The sequence below is a fragment of the Caulobacter sp. UC70_42 genome (assembly GCF_044056025.1).
Taxonomy (GTDB): Bacteria; Pseudomonadota; Alphaproteobacteria; order Caulobacterales; family Caulobacteraceae; genus Caulobacter.
Window position 1 is genome coordinate 3737364 of record NZ_CP171994.1, and the last position, 21672, is coordinate 3759035.

Genomic DNA, 21672 nt, shown 5'->3' on the forward strand with positions numbered 1-21672 from the left:
CGGCGATGCGAGGTTTGGGTCTGGCTTTTTGCTTGATGGCGCTGCCGGTGGCGGCGTCGGCGGCTGACTACAAGCCCGTGGTTTGCACCAGCGCGGTGACCTATGCCGGCGCGCCGCTGCATCCGCCCGTCGCGCCGCCGCTGCTGGGGGAGGTCCCCAAGGATAAGCTCGACCCGGAGGCGGTCGCGCGGCTGGAGGCGGCGTTCGCCCAGGCCAAGGCCGCGACCAAGGCGCCGGCCATGACCGCCGCCGTGCTGATCCCCGGCAAGGGCGGCTGGAGTTCGCACCGACAGCGGCGAGCAGCCGCCGATGCTGTTCTGGGCCAGCGCGGGCAAGAGTTCGGTCGCCATCGTCGTCCTGCAGCTGGCTGAGGCCGGCAAGCTCAAGCTGGAAGATCCGATCTCGAAATACGTGGCCGGCGTGCCCAACGGCGACGTGGTGACTCTCCGCGACCTGCTGGCCCACACGGGCGGCCTGTTCAGCGCCAACGAGGATCTGAAGGCCCGCGCCGAGCGCCGCGCCCATACGCTGGACGAGGACGTGAAGATCATCGCCCGCCATGGCGCCATGTCTTGTCCCGGCGAGCGCTGGCGCTATTCCAACACCGGCTACGCCCTGCTGGGCAAGGTGATCGAGACGGTCGACGGCCAGACGTGGCAGGCCGCCGTCGAGGCGCGGATCGTCAAGCCGCTGGGCCTGAAGTCACTGCGGATGTTGGCCGTGGGCGACAAGGCCGAGGACGTCGCCAAGCTGGTTTCGGCCAGGGAAGCTCCGATCGAGCCCGCCTGGGCCGGCGCGGCGGGCGGCGCCGTGGGCTCGGCCGAGGACATGGCCCGGGTGTGGGCGGCGCTGTTGGGCGGCAAGTTGCTGAAGCAGGAGACGCTGACGGCGATGTTCGGCCAGCTCTATCCGATGTTCGACACCGGCAGCTTCTACGGCCTGGGCGCGATGGTCATCGAAGTCCCCGAGGCCGACAGCTCGACAGGTCTTTGGCTGGGACATCTGGGCGGCGCGCCGGGCGCGAGCGCCGTCGTGGCCTATTCGGTCAGGGACAAGGCGGTCGTGGCCGCCGCCCTGACGGGAGACGGCTCTGCGACGGCCACGGCGAATCTGCTGCTGAAGCAGCTTCGCCGTTAGGCCGCTTCCCGTGCGCCCTGCGGGGCTCGGGTCCTAGGCGTCGATGCTGGGCGCTTCCTGGCCGCGATCCTTGAAGCGGGCCACGCCCTTGGGCGGTTGGCGGTCTGGGCGGACCAGATCGATGACTAACGGGACGATGGTCTCGGGCGCCGGAACGGTCTGGGGATCCTCGCCTGGGAACGCGCCGGAGCGCATCCGGGTGCGCATGGCGCCCGGATCGACGCACAGAGCGCGGACGGCGGTGTTCTCCATCTCGTCGGCATAGACGTCGACGATGGCCTCCAGGGCCGCCTTGGTGGCCGCGTAGGCGCCCCAGAAGGCCGGACGGGTCTTGGCGACGCTGCTGGAGAAGAACAGAGCCCGGCCGGCGTCCGAGGCGCGGAGCAGCGGGTCCATGGCGCGGATCAGGCGCCAGTTGGCCGTCAGGTTGGTGGACAGGATCATGTCCCAGCCCTTGGGGTCCAGGTGGCTCACCGGGGTGAGGGGACCCAGCAGGCCGGCCGCGCCGACCAGGATGTCCAGCTTGCCCCAACGCTGATGGATGGCCGCGCCCAGATGGTCCAGGCCGTCGGGCTCGCGCAGGTCCAGCGGGACCAGGGTGGCGCGCTCGCCGGTGGCCGCAAGGATGGCGTCGTCCAGGGCCTCGAGGGCGCCTTGGGTGCGGCCGACCGCGATCACGTGGGCGCCGGCCTGGGCCAGGCCCAGGGCGACCGCCCCGCCGATGCCGGCGCGTGGCGCCGGTGACGAGGGCGATGCGGCCGGCCAGCGGCTTTTGGGAGTCGGAAGTCATGGGCGGGTTCTAGAACAGGGAAGGGCGGACGGAAACCGGGGCAAGCCCTTAAGCTTCCATCTCCTGTTCGGCCGCCTTGCGCGCGTAGTGCTGGGCGATGACCGAGCAGGCCATCAGCTGGATCTGGTGGAAGATCATCAGGGGCAGGACGATGATCCCCGCGGTCGGGCCGGGGAACAGGATGCCCGCCATCGGCACGCCGGTGGCCAGGCTCTTCTTGGAGCCGCAGAAGGTGATGGCCTTCTCGTCCTCGGGCGAGAAGCCCAGCGCCCGCGCGCCAAAGGTGGTGGCGGCCAGCACGACGGCCAGCAGCGCGCCGCACACGGCCAGCAGGGTCGCCAGCTGCAGCGGCGAGATCTTGTGCCAGATGCCGCCGACCACGGCCTCGCTGAAGGCGGCGTAGACGACCAGCAGGATCGAGCCGCGATCGACATAGCCGATCAGCGACTTGTGGCGCCCGATCCATTCGGCGACCAGCGGTCGGGCCAACTGGCCGGCGATGAACGGCAGCAGCAGCTGGACGACGATGTCCCGCACCGACTTCCAGCCGTCCGCCGCCCCGCCCTGGGTGTGCATCAGCAAGCCGACCAGAACCGGGGTGATGAAGATGCCGAACAGGTTGGAGGCGCTGGCCGCCACGACGGCGGCGGCGACATTGCCGCGTGCGATCGAGGTGAAGGCGATCGACGACTGCACGGTGGAGGGCAGGCAGCAGAGGAACAGGACGCCCGCCGCCAGGGTCGGCGGCAGCAAGCCAAGCTTGCTGGTCAGCAGGCCCAGGATCGGGAACATCACGAAGGTGAAGGCCAGGATCAGCAGGTGCAGACGCCAGTGCGTCAGACCCGCCACCACGTTGTCGCGCGACAGCTTGGCGCCGTGCAGGAAGAACAGCAGGGCGATGGCCAGCTTGACGACGATGTTCAGCCCATGCGCCGTCTCGCCGCGCACCGGCAGGATCGAGGCCAGCACGACCATGCCGAACAGGGCGAGGACATACGGCTCGAGCTTCAGCTTCTCGAGAACGCTCTTCAGGCTCATCGGGTCGGACGGGCTTAGGCGCTGACCAGCAGCGACAGCTGCTTGTCGTTGGTCTCGTTGCGGCCCTCGGCGATCTCGCGGTCCGTCAGGCGGGTCGGATAGTCGCCGGTGAAGTAGTGGTCGGTGAACTGCGGGGCGGCCGGATCGCGCGGACCGGCTTCCAGGGCGTCGTAGAGGCCCTCGACGGACAGGAAGCCCAGCGAGTTCGACTTCCAGGAACTTGGCCATCTCTTCCAGCGACTTGTTGGCTGCCAGCAGCTGTTCGCGCTCCGGCATGTCGATGCCATAGAAATCGGGCCACTTGATCGGCGGGCTGGCGGAGCGGAGGTGGACCTCCTTCGCGCCGGCCTCGCGGACCATGCGGACGATCTTCAGCGAGGTGGTGCCGCGCACGATCGAGTCGTCGATCAACACCACGCGCTTGCCGGCCAGGATGGCGCGGTTGGGGCTGTGCTTCATGCGGACGCCCAGCTCGCGCACGCCCTGGGTCGGCTGGATGAAGGTGCGGCCCACATAGTGGTTGCGGATGATGCCCATCTCGAACGGGATGCCGCTTTCCTGGGCGTAGCCCAGCGCCGCCGGCACGCCCGAGTCGGGCACCGGGACCACGACGTCGGCCTCGACGCCGGTTTCCTTCGCGAGGTTGCGACCCATGCGTTTGCGCACGCCATAGACCGAGCGGCCGTTCACGACGCTGTCGGGGCGGGCGAAATAGACATATTCGAACACGCAGGGGCGCGCGGCCTGGGTCTGGAAGGGCTTGGTCGAGGTGATGCCGGTTTCCTCGATCACCACCATCTCGCCGTGCTCGATGTCGCGGACGAAGCGGGCGCCGATCATGTCCAGCGCGCAGGTTTCCGAGGCCAGGACCGGCTTGCCGTCCAGGTCGCCCAGCACCAGCGGGCGGATGCCCAGCGGGTCGCGCAGGCCGATCATCTTCTTGTTGGTGATGGCCACCAGGGCGTAGCCGCCCTCGATCTGGCCGACAGCGTCGATGAAGCGGTCGACGATCTTGGCCTTCCGCGAGCGGGCGATCAGGTGGAGGATCACTTCCGAGTCGACGTCGACTGGAAGATCGCGCCTTCCTGCACCAGGCGCTCGCGCAGGGTCAGGAAGTTGGTCAGGTTGCCGTTGTGGGCGATGGCCACGCCGCCGGTCTCGAGATCGGCGAACATCGGCTGGACGTTGCGGATGCCGCTGCCGCCGGCGGTTGAATAGCGGGTGTGGCCGATGGCCAGGGCGCCCGGCAGGCGCTGGACGAGGTCGGCCCCGGTGAAGGCGTCGCCGACATGGCCCATATGGCGTTCGGTATGGAAGCGGTTGCCGTCGAAGGCGGCGATGCCGCAGGCTTCCTGGCCGCGGTGCTGCAGGGCGTGCAGGCCCAGCGCCGCGATGGCCGCCGCGTCACGGACGCCGAACACGCCGAACACGCCGCACTCCAGGCGCAGGGTGTCGTCCTCGGGATCCCGCCACGGCGACGAGGAATAGCGGTCGGTCGATTGGCCCAGGAAGGTCATCGCGATTTCTCCACCAGGTCGTCGAGCTTCCGACGCTGGTCATCATCATAGCCTTTATCCGACGATTTCTCGCCGGACGTATTGTCGCCGCCCTCATGGACGGCCTCCTTGATCGCAGGCGCCAGCTTGCCGGCCAGGGCCTTGCCCTTCGGGGCGAAGACCTTGAGCACCGTGCCGCTGGCCTGGGACAAGGGATAGAACATTGAGTCCTGAACCCAATGCGGCATGCGGTCCGGCGGCGTCGCCAGGTGCAGCAGCAGGTTGAAGACGCCGAGGATGACCACGGCCCGGATCACCCCGAAGGTCGCGCCGACCGCGCGGTCCAGGGTTCCGGCCGAGGTCTCGTGCAGGCTGGCGGTCAGCTGGCCGCCGATCAGCCGGATGATCAGGAAGAAGACGACGAACACCACCACGATCGCGGCGGCCGTGGCGGCCCAGTCCGGGTCCATGAGGCTGCGGAAGATCGGCCCGGAAACGCGCAGGCCAAACAGCGAGATGGCGGCGGCGATGATGAACGACAGGGCCGAGGTCAGCTCGCGCGAGGCGCCGCGCACCCAGCCGGTGACGCCGGAGACCAGCAGCAGCAGCCCGGCGATGATGTCGAACGGCGTCACGTCAGGCTGCTCCAGATCTCGTCGCCGATCCGGCGGACGGCGTCCGCGACGCGGGCGACGCCCGCGACCGGCAAGGCTCCGCCGCCTTCGGGGAGGCCGGAGAGCGGTCCCAGCGCCCGGCCAAATCCCAGTTTCGCGGCTTCCTTCAAACGCGTCTCCATCCGGCTGACGGGCCGTACTTCACCCGACAGGCTGAGCTCGCCGAACACGACGCAGTCCTGGGGCAGGGCGACGTCCAGGGCGGAGGAGGCCAGGGCGGCCGCCGCGGCGAGATCCGCCGCCGGCTCCGTGATCCGGATGCCGCCAGCGACGTTCAGATAGACGTCCTTGTCGCCAAAACCAAGGCCGCATCGGGATTCCAGGATCGCCAAAACCATGGCGAGGCGTCCGGAGTTCCGATCCGACCACGGCGCGGCGGGGCGTCCCGTACGCGGAAGGCGCGACCAGGGCCTGGAACTCCACCAGAACGGGCCGCGAGCCCTCGATGCCGGCGAACACCGCCGCGCCGGCCGAACGTTCGCCGCCCTCGTTGAGGAACAGGGCCGAGGGGTTCTTGACCTCGCGCAGACCGACATCGCCCATCTCGAAGACACCGATCTCGTCGGTGGCCCCAAAACGGTTTTTGGCCCCACGCAGGATGCGGAACGGATAGCCACGCTCACCTTCGAAGGCCAGGACCGCGTCGACCAGATGCTCGACCACGCGCGGGCCGGCGATCTGGCCGTCCTTGGTCACATGGCCGACCAGCAGGATCGCCACGCCCTTCTTCTTGGCCAGGCGCACCAGCTCGGTGGCGCAGGCGCGGACCTGGGTGACCGTGCCGGGCCCAGCCTCGTGGGCGTCGCTCCACATCGTCTGGATCGAGTCGATGACCACCAGGTCGAAATTGTCGCGCTTCAGACCGTCCAGGATGTCGCGCAGCGAGGTTTCGGCCGCCAGGCTGACATTGGCCTGGGCCAGGCCCATCCGGTCGGCGCGGCCGCGGATCTGCTCGACGGCTTCTTCGCCCGAGATGTAGGCGCAGGAGACGCCGCGCAGCGCGGCGCTGGCGCAGACCTGCAGCAGCAGGGTCGACTTGCCGACGCCCGGGTCGCCGCCGATCAGGATGGCCGAGCCGGGCACCACGCCGCCGCCGCAGACCCGGTCGAACTCGTCGACGCCCGTCATGATGCGCGGCGGCGGGGCGGTATCGCTTTGCAGGCCCGTGAACTGCAGGCCACGCACGCGGGTGGCCTTGGTCGACGACAGGGCGCCGGGCGGCTTGGCGCCGATTTCCTCGACCAGGGTGTTCCAGCTCTGGCAGGCTGGGCATTGTCCGGACCACTTGGTCTGGACCGCGCCGCAGGACTGGCAGGCGTAGACGGCGCCGTCGCGGGCCATGAGGTCTCCTGATTCTCGGATAGCGGGAGACTACAGGTTGACGAGGTCCTGCGCCAAAGCCGGACGCAGCCAAGCTGTGGGCCGATGCGTTTGAACGGGGGCGACTGTTCGAGGAGCGAGACGATGCGGAACAAGGCCCGGTGCGCGGCGATCCTGGCGACGGCGGCCCTGGCGGCCTGCGGTCGCGCCCAGCCAAAGGACCCGGACGCCTCGGCGCGCGTCGAGGTCAATGGCGGCGAGGTCACCGTCGGCCAGCTGCAGAAGGACTCCGCCCGCGCCGAGACGGCGGCGGTGAAGGGAACCAGGCCCCTGGCGCCGGCCAGCCTGCCGGCCTTGCTGCCGGCCACGGTCGGCGGCTTCGCGCGCACCGACGTCCGGAGCCAGGCTGGGACCGAGCCGGGCATGACCAAGGTCAGCGCCCGCTACGTCAAGGATGGCGCGGCTTTCACGCTGGAGGTCGTGGACCTGGGCGCGATCGGTTCGGTCGGGGCCAGCGACAGCGCGGTCGGCGCGCACAGCACCCGGCGGACGGCCACCGGCTACGAGACCGTCACCACGGCCGGCGGTCGCACCGTCACCGAGCAGTGGGACGACGCCGCCAAGTCCGGCCGCTACGCCGTGGTCGCCGCCGACCGCTACAGCATCGCGGCCGGCGGCGCCGCCGACAGCGCGGCCGTGCTGAAGGCGGCCGTCGAGACGGTCAACGCCGCGCGGCTGCGGGCCCTGGCCGTCCCGTAGCGCGCGACGCCTACTGGCTGATGATCACCTTCTCGACGCCCAGGCCGATGCTGCGCGGGTCTTCCGGCGTCGAGGGCATCGGGCGCCGATCGCATACTCCAGCGTCAGCGGCTCGCCGGACTTGATCAGGTCCGCGGGGACGCTGACCCGGTAGGGACGCCAGTTGGCCTTTTCGACGTTCCAAGTGACCAGCTTGCGGCCCTTCACCGACACCTCGATCTTCTGCATCACCTCGGGCGGCTTGTTGAAGCTCATGGCGTGCAGTTCGACGATCAGCGGCGCGCCGGCCGTGATGTCGGGGATGTTGATCGCCATCACCGAATGCGGGCCATTGGACCAGATCCCCTTGGGATCGGCGGCCGACCAGCCCGAGATCAGCTCCGGCGGGCTGACACCCTGGTCGAAATTGACCTGCGCCAGCACGCGGCTGCCGTTCGGAACATAGGGCGCGATCTCGGTCAGGCCCGGAACCTTGTCCAGCCCCTGGCCGCAGATCAGACCGCGCAGGAAGCGGCGGCAGTCGGTGCGCTGGGTGAAGCGGCCGTATTCGGCGCCGGCGCTTTCCTCCATGACCACGGTGATGCGCGGATCGCTCGGCGCGGCGACCTTGAACAGGTCGTCCGGCGTCTGGCACGCGATGCCCTGGTCGCGGGCCGTCGAGGCGCTGTTCGACGTACCGCCGGTGCGCACCGCCGCAAGTGTCAGCTGCGAGATCTCCATCTGATCGATGACGTTGTTGGCGCAGAAATAGGTCGGCGCGAACACCCAGGGCCGGTTGTGCAGCACCGTCGACTTCTCGAGGTCGACCGGGTGGTAAGACGGCGCGCCCTCGCTGAAGGTGTGGCGCACGCCGGCCCTCATCTCGTGGCTGTCGCCCCATTGCAGGCCGACGGCGATCGCGGCGATCGCCAGCAGGGTGACGGGGCGGGCGTAGCGGCCGATCTGCGCGATCGACACGGCGGTCAGCAGATAGCCGGCGGCCCAGAACAGGCGGCCGTGGGCGCGGAACAGGCTCAGCCACTCGAACACGCCCGACAGCTTCGGACCGGTGAACAGCAGGCGCTGGGCGAGGTACGGGTTGGGCCCGATGGCCCAGAGGGTCAGCACGACCATGGCCAGGGTCAGCGGCAGCCAGCGGCGGCTCCAGTCGCGAACCGGCGTCGGCAGCCAGCCGTGTCGCACCGACAGGAAGATTCCGGCGGCGATGGTGAAGAGGACGCCCGCGCCCAGATAGTTGTAGCCCTCGAACCACTGTCCGCCATTGGGGTCCAGGGTCTGCTTGAACCAGCCGCCCTCGAAGGTCTGGCCGAACAATGCCGAGCCCTGGGGCAGGATCGGGCCCAGGATGTTCATCGAGTAGTAGCCGATGATCGGGCTCTTGCCGCCGCCGGCGCCCTGGCCGACGCCATAGCCCAGCACGAGGGCGGTGAGGGCCATGCCCAGCAGCACCATCGCCGACGCCTTGGCGCAGTTCAGCCAGGCTTGCGGGCGCTTCTGGGCGATTTCCGAGGCCATGGCGGCGGCGAAGCAGAAGCCGATCGGCGGCAGGTGATAGGCGTGCACGCCCATGGCCAGCACCGCCAGGCCGGCGAAGACGCCGGCGCGACGCAAGGTCAGGCCGTGGCGGATGCTGTCGACCGCCGCGGCCAGGGCGAAGATCACCACCCAGTGTCCGCTCAGGGCCACGTGGCCATGGCGCATCAGGAAGGCGGGCGTCAGCAGGGCCAGCAGGGCGCCGGCCGCCAGCAGCACGACCTGACGCACGCCCAGCGCTCGTAGCAGGGTGATCATCGCCACCGGCTGCAGGATGTAGGAGATCAGGAAGAACAGGCCCAGGCCGTTCAGCCAACGCCACAGGCCCGTCGCCTTCAGGGCCACCGTCATCCAGGGGATGCTGTCCGTATAGACGGTCGACAGCAGGGCCGGGGACAGCAGGCGGTCGGTGACGACCAGCGGGAAGCGCCAGGCCTGGCGAAACACCGCCTCCTGCCCGGCCAGCATGGTGGCCATGTCGTTGTGCGGCGCGCGCCAGAAGTCGGCCTGGGCGCCGACCAGCTTGAAGCCGATCAGGTGATGGAACAGGCCGATGGCGGCGACCACGACGGCCAGGGCGACCCAGCGCCAGCCGGCCTCCTGGCGCGCGGCTGTCTGCAAGGCGCGCTTGGCTTCTTCGTACAGCTCCGACATCACGCGCCCCCGGGCGAAACTCTATTGCAGGCTGAGCCTTACCCGCCCCGCAGCCCCACATAGCGGCGCGTCGCGCGGAGCGTCAATCGCGTCAGGCGTTCGTAGGCCGATGTGCCGGCGGCCTCGGCCGCGTCGTCGACAGGCAGGTTCGGACCGAACAGTTCGACCATGGCGCCGGGTCGGGCGGCGTCGCAGTCGGTGATGTCGATGGCGATCAGATCCATGGAGACGCGGCCCAGCATCGGCCGGCGCGCACCGTCGAACCACACCGCGCCGCGCGGGTAGGCGGCGCGTGGAATCCCGTCCGCGTAGCCGGCGGCGACAATGGCGACACGGGTTGTCTGGTTGGCCGTCCAGCCGGCGCCGTAGCCGATGCTCTCGCCGCGCGGCACGACGCGGACCTGCAGGATCGGCGCCTCGACCGTCGCGACGGCGCGGATCTCCGGATGCGGACGCCCCTCCGGCCCGCCGCCGTAGAGGCTGATGCCCGGCCGCGCCTGATCGAAGCCATAGGCCGCGCCCAGGAACAGGCCCGCCGAGGCGGCCAGGCTGCGTCGGGCGTTCGGCAGCAGGGCGACGGCCTCCTGGAAGCGTTGCAGCTGGATGGCGTTCAGCGGATGGGTCGGCTCGTCGGCGCAGGCCAGGTGGCTGACGACGAGGTCGATCTCGACGCGCTTGAGGCGGTCAACGGCGCCGACCAGCACCTTCAACTCTTCCGGGCGCAGGCCCAGGCGGTTCATGCCGGTGTCAACATGCAGGGCGGCCTTCAGCCGACCCGCGCGGGCCTGGGCGTTCCAGGCCTCGACCTGGGGCAGGCTGTTGAGCACGGGCGTCAACTTCGCGCCCTCCAGCGTGTCGCCGGAGCCTGGCGTGACGCCGTCCAGCACGTGGATGGTCGCCTCGCGGCCGCCCAGCGCCTGGCGCAGGGCCACGCCCTCGGACAGGCGGGCGACATAGAAGCTCCGCGCGCCTTCGGCCCACAGGCGATCGGCGACCTGGGCCGCGCCCAGGCCATAGGCGTCGGCCTTGACCGCTGGCGCCACCTCGGCCCCGCCGGCGCGCGCGCGCAAGGCCGCGTGGTTGGCGGCCAGGGCGTCGAGGTCGATGGTGATGCGCGTGTCGGTGAGGTCGGTCACGAGGCCGACGTACCGGACGCGGGCGGGCGGTTCAACGCCTTAACCGTGATGAGTGGCCAGGAAGCGCGCCACCAGGTTCTCCGCGCCCGAGGCGATGATCTGCACGCCGATGCACAGCAGCAGGAACGCCACCAGCCGCGACAGCACCCGCGCGCCGCCGGGGCCCAGCAGCCGCATGACCCGGCCCGAGGCGCTGTAGAGCAGCCAGACCAGGATCGCCACCAGGGCCGCGGCCAGGCTGGCGCCGATGAAGAAGGGCGCCACGCCGCTGCCCTCGGTCGGACGCTGGGACGACAGGGCGATAGCCACCGAGATCGAGCCGGGGCCGGTGGTGAACGGCATGGTCAGCGGGAAGAACGCCACGTCTTCGTGGCTCTGGGCCGGCTCGGTCTGGCTGGTCTTGCGGTCCTCGTGCTCCTGCGGGTCCATCAGCAGGCCCCAGGCGCGGATCGCCACGACGAGGCCGCCGGCCACCCGCAGCGCGCCCAGGCTGACGCCGAAGAAGTTGAGGATATAGCCGCCCAGCAGCAGCGACCCCAGCAGCACCAGGAAGGCGTACAAGCCGATCAGTCGCGCCAGTCGCAGCCGCTCGGACCGATCCCGACCCGCCATCGCCTGGTCGAAGATCAGCGAGGCCCCGACCGGATTGACGATCGAGAACAGCGCCGGAAACGCCAGCAGGAAGGCGCCGACCAGGCTGGACGTGGGCAGGGGGCTGAAGTCCATGTGACTCGTCGGAACAGGGGAAGGCGAGGTGGGGACGGTGGCTTAGAGGGGCGGGTCTAGTCAAACACCCCAGGTGCTGAACGCGCCTACTCGTCCGACGGAATGTTCCGCGCCTGGGCGAAGTAGTGGTCCTTGGCCAGGTTGCCGAAGCGGGTGGTGTCGCTGTTGAACGACAGGCGCACGGTGCCGATGGGGCCGTGACGTTGCTTGGCGATGATGACCTCGGCCAGACCGTGCAGGCGGTCCATCTCTTCCTGCCAGGTCAGGTGCTCGGGCGTGCCCTCGCGCGGCTCGGCGCGGCCCACGTAATAGGCCTCGCGATACACGAACCAGACCATGTCGGCGTCCTGCTCGATCGAGCCCGATTCCCGAAGGTCGGAGAGCTGGGGCCGCTTGTCATCGCGGGCTTCCACCTGACGCGACAGCTGTGAGAGGGCGATGACCGGGCAGGCCAGTTCCTTGGCCAGGGCCTTCAGGCCCATGGTGATCTGCGAGACCTCCTGCACCCGGTTGGCGTTGGCGCCGAGGTCCGAGCCGGTGACCAGCTGAAGATAGTCGACCACGACCAGGTCAAGGCCGACCTGGCGCTTCAGGCGGCGGGCCCGGGCGGTCAGCTTGGCGATCGAGATGCCGCCGGTGGCGTCGATATAGAGCGGCGCTTCCTGCAGCTCCATGGCCGCGTCGCGGACCCGGCCGAACTCGCTGGCGTCGATCTCGCCCTTGCGCAGGCGGTCGCCCGACACGCCCGAAGCGTCGGCCAGCATACGCAGGGCCAGCTGCTCGGCGCTCATTTCCAGCGAGTAGAAGGCCACGACGCCGCCCTGGACGGTCTTCTTGGTGCCGTCGGGCTGGATCTCGTAGGCGTATTTCTTGGCGATGTTGAAGGCGATGTTGGTCGCCAGGGCGGTCTTGCCCATCGAGGGGCGGCCGGCCAGGACCACAAGGTCGGAAGGGTGCAGGCCGCCGATCTTCTGGTCGAGATCGATCAGGTCCGTCGCGACGCCCGACATGCCGCCGTCGCGGCTGTAGGCCTCGGCGGTCATCTCGACCGCGCCGCGCAGGGCGTCGCCGAAGCTGACGAAGCCCGATGAGGCCGCGCCGCTTTCGGCCAGGCTGTAGAGGCTCTGTTCGGCCGACTCGATCTGGTCGCGGGCGCTGCGCTTTTCCTCGTTGCCGCCTTGCGCGGCCGTGGCGATGTCGCCGCCGATGCGGATCAGTTCGCGGCGCAGCGACAGGTCGAAGATCACCCGGGCATAGTCGCCGACATTGGCCGCCGGCGGGGCGCGGTCGACCAGGTCGGCCAGGTAGCGCAGGCCGCCCAGCTCCTCGAACGCCGGATCCTTCTTGAACTCGTCGGCCAGCAGGATCGGCTCGGCCAACTGGCCCTTGCGGACGTGGGTCTCGATCGACTGGAACAGCCGCTGGTGGAAGGGCTCGTAGAAACAGCGGGCCTGCAGGTTGTCGCTCAACCGCTCGTAGGCGGCGTTGTCGTAGAGCAGGATGCCCAGCAGCGCTTGCTCGGCCTCCATGTTGTGCGGCGCCACGTTGATCGTGGGCTCGGGAAGGCCGGGAGGAACAAGATCAAGCGCGGGTACGAGGGACATCGCCAGATATTAACGCGACAGGGCTCCGGACGCGCGGGTCGGATGGCCGCGCGGCTCCACATGAATGGGGATATTCTGTGTATGTTCTGATCGTGTTACGTCAGAAACGGACGCTCGCCTGAAGCCTGTGCGCTTGCACTTTCGCCAATAGAAAGGGCCCGGAGATCGCTCTCCGAGCCCAAACGTTTGCGCGATTTCGCGGCTTACCAGTTGATCGCCAGGCGGCCGTAGAGGTAGCGGCCGTTGAAGCCGAACGGCGAGAAGCTGGAGAACGGGTTGCCGCCGCTGGTGTTGAGGTTCGGCGGCACCTGGTCGGGATACTGGTCGAACAGGTTGTCCGCGCCCAGCGACACCGTGGTGTGCTCGCCGAAGCGGCGGCGCGCCTCCAGGTCGACGATGCCCTGCGAGCCCGTGTGCCAGTCGCCGCTGCCGTCGGCGGCGGTGCCGGGCGACAGGACGTTGCCATAGAGCGTGGTGCGCAGGGTGGCGCCCCAGGGGCCCTTGCTCCAGTCGCCTTGCAGCGAGACCTTGTTGCGCGGCGTGCCTTCCTCGAAGCGCAGCGTGGCCTGGCGGCCGAACAGCGTGGTCGGGGTCGGCAGCACGGTGGTGGTGGGCGTGCGGTTGACCGTGAAGTCGTTGACGTTAGCCGCCGCCGTCAGGTCGAACGTGCCGGCCTGTTCGTCGAGGATCCGATAGCGGGCCACGATGTCGACGCCCTTGGTCTTGGTGTCGACGCCGTTGGTGAAGAAGCGGCCGGCCGAGGCGCCGTATCGCGACAGCAGGTCGAAGATCACCCGGGCGTTGGTGCCCGCGGCCGCGGTGGCGCTGCCCGTCAGGGTCTCGCTGAGGACGATGCGGTTGTCGACATTGATCTGGTAGGCGTCGATCGTCAGCTCGAACGGACCCTTGTGGTAGACCGCGCCCAGCGAGAAGTTCTTGGACTTCTCTGGCTCCAGCGGCTTGCCGCCCAGGGCCTGGCCGACCGTGCTGACCGACGGATAGGTGCCGGTCTCGAACGGCACGGCCGTGGTCACGCCGCCGACCAGCTGGTTGATGTACAGGATCGAGGTCGAGGTAAAGTACTGCTGCTGCAGGCTCGGGGCGCGGAAGCCGGTCGAGACCGCGCCGCGGAGGGCGAAGGCGTCGGTGAAGTCATAGCGGCCCGCCAGCTTCCAGCTCGTGTTGTTACCGAAGTCCGAATAGTGTTCGCGACGGACGGCGGCCGAAGCGGTCAGCTTCTCGGTCAGCTTGCCTTCCAGGTCCAGATAGGCGCCGACGGCGTCGCGATCGACGTCGATGACGTTGCTGGGCGTGAAGCCGGTGAAGCCGCGCGAACCAAAGGCCAGGGTCGGCGAGACCGTGCCGCGGGCGTAGGACGCCACTTCGCCGGCGTTGATCTTGTAGGTCTCGCGGCGGGCCTCCAGGCCGAAGGCGACGTTCAGCGGGCCGGCGAGGCCGACATCGAATTCCTGGCTGGCGTCGAGGCCGAAGACCAGTTGGTCATAGGTCAGGCCGCCGGCCTGGAAGTTGGTGGGCGAGGTCGGGCCATACGACGGGTTGAGGGTGTTCTTGACCCCGAAATCAAGGTCGTTCTTGCCGTAGACCAGGTTGGTGTCGATCTTCCAGCCGGCCAGGTCGCCGCGCAGGCCGATGGCGGCGGTGACGTCCTCAGTGTTGGTGGTGATCAGCGGCAGATAGCCGTTGGGATAGACGCTGGGGATGTTCTGGCTGGCGTCGGTCGGCAGGCGGTAGGTGGCCGAGGCCTCGCTGTCGCGCTGCTGATAGCCGTACCAGCCGTAGAGCTGCCAGTTGTCGCCGATCGGCTTGCCGGCGTTGGCGTAGAAGCTGACCTGCTCGACCTCGGGATCGCCGAAGCGCGAGGTGACGCGTTGCGGGGTGACGCGGGTGTCGGTGTCGCTTCGGTTGGTGAAGTCGCGGTCAACATACTCGGCCGACAGCGTCAGGAAGCCGTCCGAACCGAGCTTGAGGCCTTGCCAGCCCGCCACCGTCTTGGTCGCGCCGTCGCGACGCTTCTGCTTGGCGCCCGTCTGCAGGCCGTCGAAGCTGGTGATGTACTTGCCGGCCGTGACCGTGACGCCGCCGCCGTGGTCGGCTTCGCGCAGGCGCAGGTTGATGACGCCGGCGATGGCGTCCGAGCCGTACTGGGCCGCGGCGCCGTCACGCAGGACCTCGATGCGGTCCAGGGCGACCGACGGGATGGCGTTGAGGTCGACGGCGGCCGAGCCGCGGCCGACCGAACCGTTCAGGTTGACCAGGGCGGTCGTGTGGCGGCGCGTGCCGTTGACCAGAACCAGGGTCTGGTCGGGGCCCTGGCCGCGCAGCACGGCCGGACGAACCGAATCGGTGCCGTCGGTGTTCGACGGGCGCGGGAAGGTGATCGACGGAACCGTGGCGGCCAGGGCGGTGGCCAGCTCGGTGCTGCCGCGCTGCTGCAGGGTCTTGGCGGTGACGACGTCGACCGGGGCCAGGGTGTCCAGGCGCGAGCGGCCGGCGGTGCGGGTGCCGGTGACGACGATCTCGTCGACATTGGTGTTTTCGTCCGCCGGCGGCGTGGCCGTCTGGGCGTTGGCGGTCGCGGCGAAGGCCGTCAGCGAAGCGGCGGCCAGCAATAAGCTTCTGTAACGCATGAGAAATCCCCTCTCGTGGCCGGGGATGAGGCGCGCGTCCTCAAGCCCCGAAGCGGGGGTCTTGATTGCCCCCACGGCGAACATGGGATTTCATCGGTGTGCGTACAAGCTGAGCATTTCTACGCTGCGACGCAGAAAAAAACGGCGCGGATCGCTCCGCGCCGTTCTCTTGAAACGTTCAGAACCCAGACGGGTCTTAGGCTTCGTAGTGGTCGCCTTCGAACGAGCCGGCGCCGCCTTCCGCCATGTCTTGGGCGGCTTCGGCTTCGGCCGCGCGATCTTCCTCGAACTGCGAGTTGATCACGTTTTCGCCGCGCGCCTGGCGCTCGGCTTCGTCCTGGCTGCGCGCGATGTTGAGGGTGACCGTGATGGTCACTTCAGCATGCAGCTTCACCTTCACTTCGTGGACGCCCAGCGTCTTGATCGGCTTGTCCAGCACGATCATCGAGCGGTCGACCTTGCCGCCTTCGGCCTTGATGGCGTCGGCGACGTCGCGGCCCGCGACCGAACCGTACAGCTGGCCGCTTTCGCCAGCCTGACGGATCAGGATGTATTGCGTGCCGTCCAGCGCTTCACCGTTCTTGCCTGCGGCTTCACGGTTCTTGACGTTGCGGGCTTCGATCTCAGCGCGCTGAGCTTCGAAGGTGGCCAGGTTCGCCTTGGTGGCGCGCAGGGCCTTGCCGCGGGGCAGCAGGAAGTTACGGGCGAAGCCGTCCTTCACGGTGACTTCGTCACCCAGGACGCCGGTGCCTTCGACGCGTTCGAGCAGAATGACTTTCATCGTGGTGTCTCCCTTACTTCACGACGTAGGGGAGCAGAGCCAGGAAGCGGGCGCGCTTGATGGCCTTGGCCAGTTCGCGTTGCTTCTTGGCCGACACCGCGGTGATGCGCGACGGGACGATCTTGCCGCGTTCGGAAACGTAACGCTGCAGCAGCTTCACGTCCTTGTAGTCGATCTTCGGCGCGTTGGCGCCCGAGAACGGGCAAACCTTGCGGCGACGGAAGAACGGGCGGCGGGCGCCGCCAGCGGCGGCGGCCGGAGCGCCGGCTTCGGGAGCGGTCGTATCGGTCATGATCTATCTCTCCCTTACGCTTGAGCCTGGGGCGCGAAGTCTTCGCGCGGACGTTCCGGGCGATCGCCACGGTCACGACGGGCGAGAACCGGCGACAGTTCCAGGTCCAGCTCTTCCACGCGGATGGTCATGAAGCGCAGCACATCTTCGTTGATGAGCAGCTGACGCTCCATTTCCTTCACGGCCGGCGCCGGGGCGTCGATCGCGAGCAGGGAGTAGTGGCCCTTGCGGTTCTTCTTGATGCGGTAGGTGAGGTTGCGAAGGCCCCAGTACTCGATCTTGGCGATGTGGCCGCCATTCTCTTCGATGAGGGTCTTCAGTTGCTCGTTCAGAGCTTCGGCCTGTTGCGGCGAGATATCTTGCCGCGCGATGACCACGTGTTCGTAGAACGCCATGTTTTCCTTCTTCCGTTGGGGAAGGCGGCGCGGTCGTCGGCGGAAGTCCGACGTCCACGATGGATCCTGCACACCGAGCGGGGAAATCCCCGGTCCCGGATGGGTGCGTGCAAGACCGCTCTTCCGTGAGAACGCGCGCTCTTACAGAAGATGGGCCTGAAAGGCAAGCCGCATCGAGGTTTGCCGCCGAACCAGGCGATGCGGGGCGGTGTCCGATAAACGACATTGGCCGGGTTCATCCCGCCGCCCAACTATGCTAGCAGGCGAACATGAGGATCGGTGATCGTCTCTTGGTGGCATTCGCAGCGGCCTTGGCCGCCGGGACGGCGCATGCCGAGATCATCCAGAAGCCCGTCACCTCGGTCTCGGCGCGCGAAGGCAGGTTCGCCGGCTATTCCGCGGCCATCCCGCTGGATCTGTCCACCGACACCGAGAAGGTCGCCCTGACGGTCAGGTCCTCGGGCATGATCGAGAACCCGACCTACGACTTCGATCTCAACCTGACCCAGAAGCCCGACGACCAGCGCGTCGGCCAGCGGTCGGTGGCGCTCGGCGCCTCGTGGAACGAGAACGAGGCCAAGGTGCGCTCTTCGATGTCCAAGGCCTTCGGCTTCGGACTCCTGCCGCGCGCCAACTATATTCGCGTCTCGATGGACATGGACGCCAGCCAGGCGATCGCCGTGCCTGGCAAGATCCCCGTGGCCCGCGCCAATATCCGCTCGTCCCTGACCCTGGACGGCAAGCCGGTCGGCTCGATCGCCTTTGGCGGCGGCTCCACGGGCGACGAGGGCGTCGACCTGAGCCTGACCCGGCCGTTCGACATCCCCGCCGAATTCACCGTCAGCGTGCGGGGCGTCAGCAACGAGCGCGAAAGCTGGCGGCTGCAGGACGCCCGCGCCATGATCAAGCTGGTGAAGGTCGGCTGGTAGCCTCCAGCTCGCGATCCCCGTCGTTCTTCGGCTTTTTGGCGGTGACGGCCGCGAAGCGCTTCAGATACTCAGGGTGCTCGGTGCCCATGACCTTGTCCCAAAAGGTGAAGTAGAGGCCGTAGTTCCACCCCGCCTGGGCGTGGTGCAGGTCGTGGTGGGTCACGGTCGTCAGGAACGGGAGCAGCGGCCGGCCGTCCTTGCGGGCGGGAAACAGCTCGTAGCCCGAGTGGCCGATCGTGTTGCGGACGATCTGGTGCAGCATGAACAGGCCCACCACCGGCCATTGGGTGGGAACCACGATCATCCACAGCGGCACGAACACGCCGTTGATGAAGGCCTCGCCCAGGTCGAAGCTGTAGGCGGTGAACGGCGAGGGGTTGTTCGACCGGTGGTGCCGGCGGTGGAAGCGCCGGAACAGGCGGCGGTCGTGGATCAGCCGGTGGGTCCAGTAGAACCACGCGTCGTGGGCGACGATCATCAGGACGAGACTGGTCCAGAACCAGACCGGGCCCCAGCTCTTGGCGATATCGGGTCCCGGCAGCCAGCCGGCGCGGAACAGGCCGAAGGTCAGCAGGCCCACGGTCGAGAAGATGGCGATCGAACGGATCGAGGTCGCGAACTCGGTCAGCAGTTGGCGAGCGGGGGGCTTGCTGTCGCGGATCTTGCGGCCGGCAAGCGGGATCGCCAGGACGACCCACAGCACCAGCCAGAGGCCGACCGAGAAGATCGCATAACGGGTGACATCGACCCACATGGCGTCCAGCCAGTTGCGGGCGAAGGGGAGGAGAGTGTCGAGCATTTATCCGGGCTCCAGAGCGAAAGACCTCGCCAAGGAAGCGGCCGGTTCTTCGCTCGTCGCGCCGAACTTGAAATCAGGCCCGTTTGTCGCTTTTCGGCGGACCTTCGCCGGTTTCGATAAGCCGCAGACGCGGGTGCGTGGGCGTGACGTCCTGGCGCCAGGCGGTCGGGGTGACGCCGGTGGCGGCGCGGAAGGCGCGGTTGAACGGTCCCAGCGAGGCGAAGCCCAGTTCGTAGGCGATGGTCGACACCGACTTCAGCGCCTGCTCCGGATCGGCCAGGGCGACCTTGGCCGCCTCGATCCGCCGGCCGTTGACGTAGTCGGCGAAGTTGCGGTGGCCCAGCGTGCCGTTGATCAGCTTGCGCAGGCGGTGCTCGGGCGCGCCGACCAGGGCCGCCAGAGCGCCGATCGACAGGTCCTCGCCGCGCCAGACCTCGTTTTCGTTCATCGCCTTGTCCAGGCGGGCCAGGACCAGGCGGTCGGCGGGGGTCAGGTCGAGGGTCTCGGCCTGCTTGACCACGGGCGGCTCGCCGGCCGCGGGCCGGGCCTGGACCAGCACCGGCTCGGCGCGCAGCAGGGCCAGGGCCGAGCCGACGCCCAGGGCGGCGAGGGCGACGGCCTGGACCAGGCTGGGCAGCATGGGACCCTTGCCCAAGCCGAAGTCGCACAGGGTCTGGACCAGCATGTAGCCGGTCGCCGCCGCCGCGATCGGCGCGCGCAGATGTCGGCGGCGCTCCACCAGGTCGATCCGCCAGCCGCGCCAGGTCATCAACAGGATGTGCGCGTTGATCGCCAACGACACGGCCGCGAAGATCCACCAGGCGACGACGCGCGCCGGCGAGGGGGGCAGGAACGCGCCGGGTATCCAGAGCGCCAGCACCGCGGCGGGCAAGGCCAAGCGCCAGGCCGGGATCTTCGGCTCGTCCTCGAACAGCACCGAGCAGAACAACCAGAGCACCGCGGCCGCCATCGAACTCAGGAGCCAGGTCAGCAGGCTCAGGTGCAGGCGGGCCGTGTAGTAGAAATGGCTCTCAAAGCCGTGCGCCATGGCGCAAGCCATCAGCAGCACGCCGACCCAGCGCGTCGGCGTCATCTCGCGGCTGGCGGCCAGGGACACGCCCGTAGCGGCGAAGGCGCCGATGGCGACGCCGCGCAGCCCCAGTTCAAGGCCGGAGGGGTCGATATGGGCGGGATCGATCCCAATGTATGTCATGGGCCGATCATCTCCCGTCAGCCGCGCGCGCCTCAACCCGCGCGGCTAGCCGGAACCCGAAAAGGCTGGTTGCTTCTTGAAGCCGCTACTTCTTGGCCTTGTAGGCCTTCACCGCGTCCATGGTCTGGGTGACGTGGCCGGCGAAGTTCCCGTCGGTGTAGCTGAGCAGGATCTTGCCGTCGGGCGCGATCACGTAGGACGTGCGGTTCGACCATTCCGGCTTCATCGACAGCACCACGTCGTAGCTCTTGATCAGCGCCTTGTCGGCGGCGGCGACCGCGAACTTGTCGCGGCAGTGCTCCTTGGAGAAGTCCTTGATGCGGTCGACATTGCCAGCCGTGACGCCGATCACCGTGGCGCCCAGCTTTTCGAACTCGGGCGTGGCCTCGGCGAATTCGTGGGCCTCGGCGGTGCAGCCGGCGGTATAGGCGGCCGGGAAGAAGTACAGGACCACGGGGCCCTTCTTCAGCGCCTTGGCCAGCTTGAAGTCGAAGTCCTTGCCGGCCAGCGCGGCCTTGGCGGTGAAGTCGGGCGCCTTGTCGCCGACCTTGAGGGCGGCGAGGGCGGGCGAAGCGGCGGCGAGGGCGAACGCGGCGACGCCGGCGAGGATGAGTTTCATGGCGCGACTCCGAGGAAGGATGGCCCAGCTACGCTGGCGGGCGCACTTTGGATGTGGCCGCCCCGTAATTGCAAGCGTTGGGCGTCACGCGCCGCACTTGCCCCAATGGGGCCTTTCCCCTAACCCTCCCGGCCTTGAATTGACTTGAGAAGGAGCGGGCCGCCATGAGCATCGCCTTCATTTTCCCCGGCCAGGGCAGCCAGTCGGTCGGCATGGGCGTCGATCTCGCCGAGGCCTTCGCCAGCGCCCGCGAGGTCTTCCAGGAGGTCGACGACGCCCTGGGCCAGAAGCTGTTCGCGCTGATGAAGGACGGTCCGGAGGGCGACCTGACCCTGACCGAGAACGCTCAGCCAGCCCTGATGGCCGTCAGCCTGGCGGTCACCCGGACCCTGGAAAAGGAATTCGGCGTGGGCATCGACCGCGCCGCCTTCGTCGCCGGCCACTCGCTGGGTGAATACTCGGCCCTGGCCGCCGCCGGCGCCATCACCCTGGCCGACACCGCGCGCCTGCTGAAGCTGCGCGGCCAGGCCATGCAGCGCGCCGTGCCGGTGGGCGAGGGCGCGATGGCCTCGCTGATCGGTCCGAAGACCGACCTGGCCCTCGCCGAAGCCGCCGCCGCGGCCGGCTCGGAAGTCGGCGTCTGCGTCGTGGCCAACGACAACAACAACGGCAATGTCGTGATCTCGGGCGCCAAGGCCGCGGTCGACAAGGCCATCGAAAAGGCCAAGGAGCTGGGCGCGCGGGCCATCCCGCTGAACGTTTCGGCCCCGTTCCACTGCCCGCTGATGCAGCCGGCGGCCGACGAGATGGCGCAGGCCCTGTCCAAGACCACCATCATCGCCCCGCGCGCCCCGCTGGTGGCCAATGTCACCGCCGCCCCGGTCCACGATCCGGACGTCATCCGCAAGCTGCTGGTCGAGCAGGTCACCGGCCGCGTCCGCTGGCGCGAGAGCATGACCTGGCTGGCCACGGAAGGCGGCGTCACGCGTTTCGCCGAGGCCGGCGCCGGCAAGGTGCTGTCGGGCATGGCCAAGCGCATCGCGCCGGACTCCGAGGCGACCCCGCTGAACACGCCCGCCGATCTCGAAGCCTTCGCGGCCTCGCTTTAATCCATAAGGAAGACCGACAC

Annotated in this window: 18 protein-coding genes and 3 pseudogenes; 5 read left to right on the forward strand and 16 right to left on the reverse strand. The window is 68.7% G+C overall.

Annotated features, from left to right (window positions below):
• The first annotated feature begins 35 nt into the window (after positions 1–35).
• Complete coding sequence (locus ACHMW8_RS18575; RefSeq protein ID WP_395443388.1) at positions 36–371, forward strand: hypothetical protein; 336 nt, start codon at positions 36–38, stop codon at positions 369–371.
• Positions 310–1137 (forward strand): serine hydrolase domain-containing protein, encoded by an 828-nt coding sequence (locus tag ACHMW8_RS18580; RefSeq protein ID WP_395443389.1) that lies wholly within the window; start codon positions 310–312, stop codon positions 1135–1137. Before ACHMW8_RS18575 ends, ACHMW8_RS18580 begins: the two co-directional genes overlap by 62 nt.
• Positions 1138–1170: 33 nt before the next feature.
• Here the strand turns inward: ACHMW8_RS18580 and ACHMW8_RS18585 are convergent.
• The 5 genes and pseudogenes from ACHMW8_RS18585 to radA form a co-directional block, all read right to left on the reverse strand.
• Positions 1171–1927 (reverse strand): annotated as a pseudogene (locus ACHMW8_RS18585) (SDR family NAD(P)-dependent oxidoreductase).
• Between the two features lie 48 nt (positions 1928–1975).
• Entirely contained in the window at positions 1976–2965 is a 990-nt protein-coding gene (locus ACHMW8_RS18590) for a bile acid:sodium symporter family protein (protein ID WP_395443390.1), read from the reverse strand.
• Between the two features lie 14 nt (positions 2966–2979).
• Positions 2980–4482 (reverse strand): annotated as a pseudogene (gene purF, locus ACHMW8_RS18595) (amidophosphoribosyltransferase).
• Positions 4479–5096, reverse strand: a complete 618-nt coding sequence (locus tag ACHMW8_RS18600; RefSeq protein ID WP_395443391.1) for a CvpA family protein — start codon at positions 5094–5096, stop codon at positions 4479–4481. The pseudogene purF and the gene ACHMW8_RS18600 overlap by 4 nt, the downstream one beginning before the upstream one ends.
• Positions 5093–6476, reverse strand: a pseudogene (gene radA / locus ACHMW8_RS18605) (DNA repair protein RadA). The gene ACHMW8_RS18600 and the pseudogene radA overlap by 4 nt, the downstream one beginning before the upstream one ends.
• 123 nt (positions 6477–6599) lie before the next feature.
• Here radA and ACHMW8_RS18610 point away from each other — a divergent pair.
• Positions 6600–7214, forward strand: coding sequence for a hypothetical protein (locus ACHMW8_RS18610; protein WP_395443392.1), 615 nt, complete (start codon positions 6600–6602; stop codon positions 7212–7214).
• A gap of 24 nt (positions 7215–7238) precedes the next feature.
• On the opposite strand, the gene ACHMW8_RS18615 is transcribed toward ACHMW8_RS18610, so the two are convergent.
• The 8 genes from ACHMW8_RS18615 to rpsF form a co-directional block, all read right to left on the reverse strand.
• The gene (locus tag ACHMW8_RS18615; protein ID WP_395443393.1) at positions 7239–9401 is read right to left on the reverse strand and encodes a hypothetical protein; all 2163 of its coding nucleotides are present in this window, start codon (positions 9399–9401) and stop codon (positions 7239–7241) included.
• Between the two features lie 38 nt (positions 9402–9439).
• Complete coding sequence (alr, locus tag ACHMW8_RS18620; RefSeq protein WP_395443394.1) at positions 9440–10537, reverse strand: alanine racemase; 1098 nt, start codon at positions 10535–10537, stop codon at positions 9440–9442.
• Positions 10538–10576: 39 nt separating this feature from the next.
• Positions 10577–11263: a MarC family protein gene (locus ACHMW8_RS18625; RefSeq protein WP_125157846.1), complete on the reverse strand. Its 687-nt coding sequence runs from the start codon at positions 11261–11263 to the stop codon at positions 10577–10579.
• An 86-nt stretch (positions 11264–11349) separates the two neighbouring features.
• Positions 11350–12873: a replicative DNA helicase gene (locus ACHMW8_RS18630; protein WP_125157847.1), complete on the reverse strand. Its 1524-nt coding sequence runs from the start codon at positions 12871–12873 to the stop codon at positions 11350–11352.
• Positions 12874–13070: 197 nt separating this feature from the next.
• Positions 13071–15515 (reverse strand): TonB-dependent receptor plug domain-containing protein, encoded by a 2445-nt coding sequence (locus ACHMW8_RS18635; RefSeq protein WP_395443395.1) that lies wholly within the window; start codon positions 15513–15515, stop codon positions 13071–13073.
• 196 nt (positions 15516–15711) lie between these two features.
• Positions 15712–16296: a 50S ribosomal protein L9 gene (gene rplI / locus ACHMW8_RS18640; protein ID WP_125157849.1), complete on the reverse strand. Its 585-nt coding sequence runs from the start codon at positions 16294–16296 to the stop codon at positions 15712–15714.
• Between the two features lie 13 nt (positions 16297–16309).
• Positions 16310–16588, reverse strand: a complete 279-nt coding sequence (gene rpsR, locus ACHMW8_RS18645) for a 30S ribosomal protein S18 (protein WP_004615089.1) — start codon at positions 16586–16588, stop codon at positions 16310–16312.
• Between the two features lie 14 nt (positions 16589–16602).
• Positions 16603–16983: a 30S ribosomal protein S6 gene (rpsF, locus tag ACHMW8_RS18650; RefSeq protein WP_099577449.1), complete on the reverse strand. Its 381-nt coding sequence runs from the start codon at positions 16981–16983 to the stop codon at positions 16603–16605.
• Positions 16984–17252: 269 nt separating this feature from the next.
• Between rpsF and ACHMW8_RS18655 the strand changes: the two genes are divergently transcribed.
• Entirely contained in the window at positions 17253–17912 is a 660-nt protein-coding gene (locus tag ACHMW8_RS18655; RefSeq protein ID WP_125157850.1) for a hypothetical protein, read from the forward strand.
• Here the strand turns inward: ACHMW8_RS18655 and ACHMW8_RS18660 are convergent.
• The 3 genes from ACHMW8_RS18660 to ACHMW8_RS18670 form a co-directional block, all read right to left on the reverse strand.
• A complete protein-coding gene (locus ACHMW8_RS18660; RefSeq protein ID WP_125157851.1) occupies positions 17887–18711 on the reverse strand; it encodes a sterol desaturase family protein in 825 nt (274 codons plus the stop codon). The genes ACHMW8_RS18655 and ACHMW8_RS18660 overlap by 26 nt on opposite strands.
• Before the next feature lie 73 nt (positions 18712–18784).
• Positions 18785–19924, reverse strand: coding sequence for a helix-turn-helix domain-containing protein (locus ACHMW8_RS18665; RefSeq protein WP_395443396.1), 1140 nt, complete (start codon positions 19922–19924; stop codon positions 18785–18787).
• A gap of 85 nt (positions 19925–20009) precedes the next feature.
• On the reverse strand, positions 20010–20543 hold the full coding sequence (locus ACHMW8_RS18670) for a peroxiredoxin (RefSeq protein WP_125157853.1): 534 nt from the start codon (positions 20541–20543) through the stop codon (positions 20010–20012).
• Between the two features lie 164 nt (positions 20544–20707).
• Between ACHMW8_RS18670 and fabD the strand changes: the two genes are divergently transcribed.
• Positions 20708–21652: an ACP S-malonyltransferase gene (gene fabD, locus ACHMW8_RS18675; protein ID WP_395443397.1), complete on the forward strand. Its 945-nt coding sequence runs from the start codon at positions 20708–20710 to the stop codon at positions 21650–21652.
• The last annotated feature ends 20 nt before the right edge of the window (positions 21653–21672 follow it).

Bases quoted from the DNA above. Each gene is read 5' to 3' on its own strand.
- ACHMW8_RS18615 (WP_395443393.1), bottom strand. From the start codon at position 9,401: ATGTCGGAGCTGTACGAAGAAGCCAAGCGCGCCTTGCAGACAGCCGCG.
- ACHMW8_RS18580 (WP_395443389.1), top strand. From the start codon at position 310: ATGCTGTTCTGGGCCAGCGCGGGCAAGAGTTCGGTCGCCATCGTCGTC.
- rpsF (WP_099577449.1), bottom strand. From the start codon at position 16,983: ATGGCGTTCTACGAACACGTGGTCATCGCGCGGCAAGATATCTCGCCG.
- ACHMW8_RS18610 (WP_395443392.1), top strand. From the start codon at position 6,600: ATGCGGAACAAGGCCCGGTGCGCGGCGATCCTGGCGACGGCGGCCCTG.
- ACHMW8_RS18625 (WP_125157846.1), bottom strand. From the start codon at position 11,263: ATGGACTTCAGCCCCCTGCCCACGTCCAGCCTGGTCGGCGCCTTCCTG.
- ACHMW8_RS18665 (WP_395443396.1), bottom strand. From the start codon at position 19,924: ATGACATACATTGGGATCGATCCCGCCCATATCGACCCCTCCGGCCTT.
- ACHMW8_RS18590 (WP_395443390.1), bottom strand. From the start codon at position 2,965: ATGAGCCTGAAGAGCGTTCTCGAGAAGCTGAAGCTCGAGCCGTATGTC.
- ACHMW8_RS18635 (WP_395443395.1), bottom strand. From the start codon at position 15,515: ATGCGTTACAGAAGCTTATTGCTGGCCGCCGCTTCGCTGACGGCCTTC.
- ACHMW8_RS18660 (WP_125157851.1), bottom strand. From the start codon at position 18,711: ATGCTCGACACTCTCCTCCCCTTCGCCCGCAACTGGCTGGACGCCATG.
- ACHMW8_RS18655 (WP_125157850.1), top strand. From the start codon at position 17,253: ATGAGGATCGGTGATCGTCTCTTGGTGGCATTCGCAGCGGCCTTGGCC.
- rpsR (WP_004615089.1), bottom strand. From the start codon at position 16,588: ATGACCGATACGACCGCTCCCGAAGCCGGCGCTCCGGCCGCCGCCGCT.
- ACHMW8_RS18575 (WP_395443388.1), top strand. From the start codon at position 36: ATGGCGCTGCCGGTGGCGGCGTCGGCGGCTGACTACAAGCCCGTGGTT.
- rplI (WP_125157849.1), bottom strand. From the start codon at position 16,296: ATGAAAGTCATTCTGCTCGAACGCGTCGAAGGCACCGGCGTCCTGGGT.
- fabD (WP_395443397.1), top strand. From the start codon at position 20,708: ATGAGCATCGCCTTCATTTTCCCCGGCCAGGGCAGCCAGTCGGTCGGC.
- ACHMW8_RS18670 (WP_125157853.1), bottom strand. From the start codon at position 20,543: ATGAAACTCATCCTCGCCGGCGTCGCCGCGTTCGCCCTCGCCGCCGCT.